This window comes from Paraburkholderia sp. FW306-2-2C-D06C (assembly GCF_058781505.1).
The window spans coordinates 1-2,755 of record NZ_JBYSWU010000122.1; the positions used below are offsets into that span (position 1 = coordinate 1).

At 56.3% G+C, this 2,755-nt stretch carries 4 protein-coding genes and 1 pseudogene; all 5 read right to left on the reverse strand.

Features of this window, described 5'->3' with window-relative positions:
* Positions 1–85 precede the first annotated feature (85 nt).
* Complete coding sequence (locus AC3WLT_RS37045) at positions 86–853, reverse strand: bestrophin-like domain (protein ID WP_492596506.1); 768 nt, start codon at positions 851–853, stop codon at positions 86–88.
* Positions 854–871: 18 nt separating this feature from the next.
* The gene (locus AC3WLT_RS37050; protein ID WP_492596507.1) at positions 872–1,135 is read right to left on the reverse strand and encodes a hypothetical protein; all 264 of its coding nucleotides are present in this window, start codon (positions 1,133–1,135) and stop codon (positions 872–874) included.
* A gap of 46 nt (positions 1,136–1,181) precedes the next feature.
* Positions 1,182–1,553, reverse strand: a complete 372-nt coding sequence (locus AC3WLT_RS37055; RefSeq protein WP_492596508.1) for a type II toxin-antitoxin system VapC family toxin — start codon at positions 1,551–1,553, stop codon at positions 1,182–1,184.
* Positions 1,550–1,747, reverse strand: coding sequence for a type II toxin-antitoxin system VapB family antitoxin (locus AC3WLT_RS37060; protein ID WP_046565138.1), 198 nt, complete (start codon positions 1,745–1,747; stop codon positions 1,550–1,552). The genes AC3WLT_RS37055 and AC3WLT_RS37060 overlap by 4 nt, the downstream gene beginning before the upstream one ends.
* Before the next feature lie 456 nt (positions 1,748–2,203).
* A pseudogene (locus AC3WLT_RS37065) lies at positions 2,204–2,632 on the reverse strand (SOS response-associated peptidase family protein); the annotation flags it as partial.
* Positions 2,633–2,755: the final 123 nt, after the last annotated feature.

Sequence of the window (2,755 nt, forward strand, 5' to 3'; positions counted from 1 at the left end):
CAAAATCCGTCGACCTCTTTCTGATAGTTGTCACGCCCGCCGTCGTGCCGTCTCACGCTCGGCAAGTTGACAACGCCAATCAGGATTATCGCGACCACGACGTCACATGGATAAGGGCATTCTGCATCGGGATCGACGATATTCTCAGGAGGCCGTGAAATGGATTGTCCATTGCCAGGACCAGGAACACAGCGCCTCCAATGGCGCACGCGCCGACCATAAACGCGGTAACTACGGTCGCATTCTGAGGCGCATTGAATCCGAAGCTCGCGAAAATCACCGTAATCCACGATACGAGCACGACCAGGACGATCGGGCGGATGTTTGGCCCTTGGTGTTCGATTAATTGCCATCGCTGCCGAATCAACGACGTGACGATCTGCAGCGCCTGATCCTGTAGCCAGTGTTGCCCTGCATCCGCCGGCTTCAGCGCTCGAATCTGTTCTCGAACGTGTTCCAGTGTTTGTCCCGTCCGCTCGTCTGCCAACTCTGCAGGCGCCTCGTCCGTCGGCCAAATGTCCTGAATCGTTTGCACCGTAAAGTCTCGCAGCAGCCCTGCGGGGATCGCCGCAGTCTGCCCGTAGTCGCGCAACGTTTCACTGAGCAGAATCACATCAGCTGAAAAACTGCGAACATCATGGTCCGTGCTATCCGACGACGCCTTCGCGGTGGAAATCAACAGTCCAAGCACGAGTGACGCGAGTACCGATAGCATACCAATGGCCAATCGCACGACATCACGGGTTTCTATCGTCTGGTGGGTCTCTGGCAGCAAACGGTGCAACACAATTCCGCCGACGCCGCCGGCGAAAACTATGACCGCGCAAAGCGCGCTTGTGACAATGGGATTCATGGGGCTTTTCCTTGGCGTTTAGACCGCTGCGCCCAGGATCTGCTTGATCTTCTGCTCGACCTGAAAAAGTTCGTCGTCGGACCAGCCCGGTCGACGGCGCAGAGTAAGCATGTCTTGGAACAACACAAAATTTTCCGCGTCCAGCGTGTCTACGTCGCGAAGTTCAACTTTGTTTTGGCGCCCACGATAGAAGCTGATATAGGCTTCGCCCAAGAACACCGCGGCGTCGCCACCGCCTTCAATGGCCTCGACCAATTTTTGCAACAACTCTTTCGTCTGCATGGTTATGTTTTCCATTCAAGTGCGGCCGCAGCCGCGTTTCCGTTATCTAGTGGGCGAGCACAGCACCGAGATTGAGTTCATCGGCAACTTTCTTCAATCGCTTGTCGCGCGTCCAGATGGTGATGCCGGGTTGTAGGCGCGCGGACGCCAACAGTGACGTGTCGACATATCCGATTCCACGATTGAACAGACCTTCGCGCTCGATCAGATAAAACGTCTCCTCCGGTGTTGCAACTGGCGCGCGCGGCAGATCGAGCAACGCGCCAAGCACGACGTCACGGTCACGCAGACTACCGAGCGAAATCTCGCCTATCACATATGGATGAGCCAGCACACGCTCCTCGGCAAGCAGGGTCATCAGCATAGGATCAGAAGCGTTGATGTGGTCAATCCAGACCGACGTGTCGACAAGAATCATTCGACGTCCTGCCGGCGACGCGGCGCCCCCTTGATGCCCGGTTGGCTACCGCCAAGATTCGCGAGTCGTTTTGCGGCTTCACGCTGGATCAAAGCCTTTAGCGCTTCGCGCACGAGTGCCGTTTTTTCCTCCACCCCCGTATAGGCTTGAGCCTTGGCGATCAAGTCGTCATCAAGCGCAATAGTCGTACGCATGGAAACCTCCGTAAGTATGAGCACCAATTATAGCATCGTTTGATGCTAATAATAGTGCGTTCTGTCGTCTCGTAACAAGCGCGTTTTGCGCAGTTGCACGCGAGAACAGCGAAAATCGCTCGCGAACACAGACCGGATATTGCGTCCTCGGAAAAATGCCACTACGCATTGGCCACTCGCCGGCCTGCGGCGCGATGGATGCACCGATTCTCAGACCAGCCTGTCAAACGGCTCGCGAGAAGCGCAAGAAAATTGCGTTAACGCAAAGACTTTTCTATCGCCGGATAGGCTTGCGCCGGTTTTTTGGCCCCATGTGCCGCTGGCTGCCGCGAGTTGAACGTTCACAACAAGTTCATCCCGGAGTGCAAAAGCTATATGCATACCGAAGAGGGCGGTCGCCATGCTCGCCGTCCCCGGGCTGCGCGCGGTCCGATGCCTTCAATGAACGGTCCCGGCTCAGGCCGCCATTCGATGCTCGTAGTACGGTCGCTCCCGATCATCGAGAATCGCGTACTGTGCCGCAAGATTGCGTGGATCGGGATTGAGCCACGCGTCGATATGCTCCGGCTTGATGGGAATGATGCAGCGATTGTGGCCGGCTGCGGCAACTTCAGGGGGCGGCTCATCAGTGATGGCCGCGAACGAGAGCAGATCAGGCTCGCCAGGGCTTTGCCAGTGCGATCACAGGCAGGCGACGAGCATGTCCTGAGCGGGCCGCGGCTTGAACTCCAGGACCACGTTTTCCTCCAGTTCGCCTTCAGCGAGCTCGCGCCCTTCAAGGCGATGTCGTTTCACGTTTTCATAGAACGCATTCGCGACGATAGGTCCGTGCGAATACCCAAAAGCGCCCTTCCAGAAGCCTTCGAGGTTGTCAAGCCTGGCATTATTCTGGAACCTATGTTCCGTTAGAAATATCTGTTAGTGTTTTCAACGGCGTTGTCAGGTTATCAGGTCGGTCACGTAAGATGGCGTGATGAAGAAATCGAAATCGCTCTATCACGGTCACCG

Coding starts and splice junctions, on each gene's coding strand:
- AC3WLT_RS37045 (WP_492596506.1), bottom strand. CDS start 853: ATGAATCCCATTGTCACAAGCGCGCTTTGCGCGGTCATAGTTTTCGCC.
- AC3WLT_RS37050 (WP_492596507.1), bottom strand. CDS start 1,135: ATGCAGACGAAAGAGTTGTTGCAAAAATTGGTCGAGGCCATTGAAGGC.
- AC3WLT_RS37055 (WP_492596508.1), bottom strand. CDS start 1,553: ATGATTCTTGTCGACACGTCGGTCTGGATTGACCACATCAACGCTTCT.
- AC3WLT_RS37060 (WP_046565138.1), bottom strand. CDS start 1,747: ATGCGTACGACTATTGCGCTTGATGACGACTTGATCGCCAAGGCTCAA.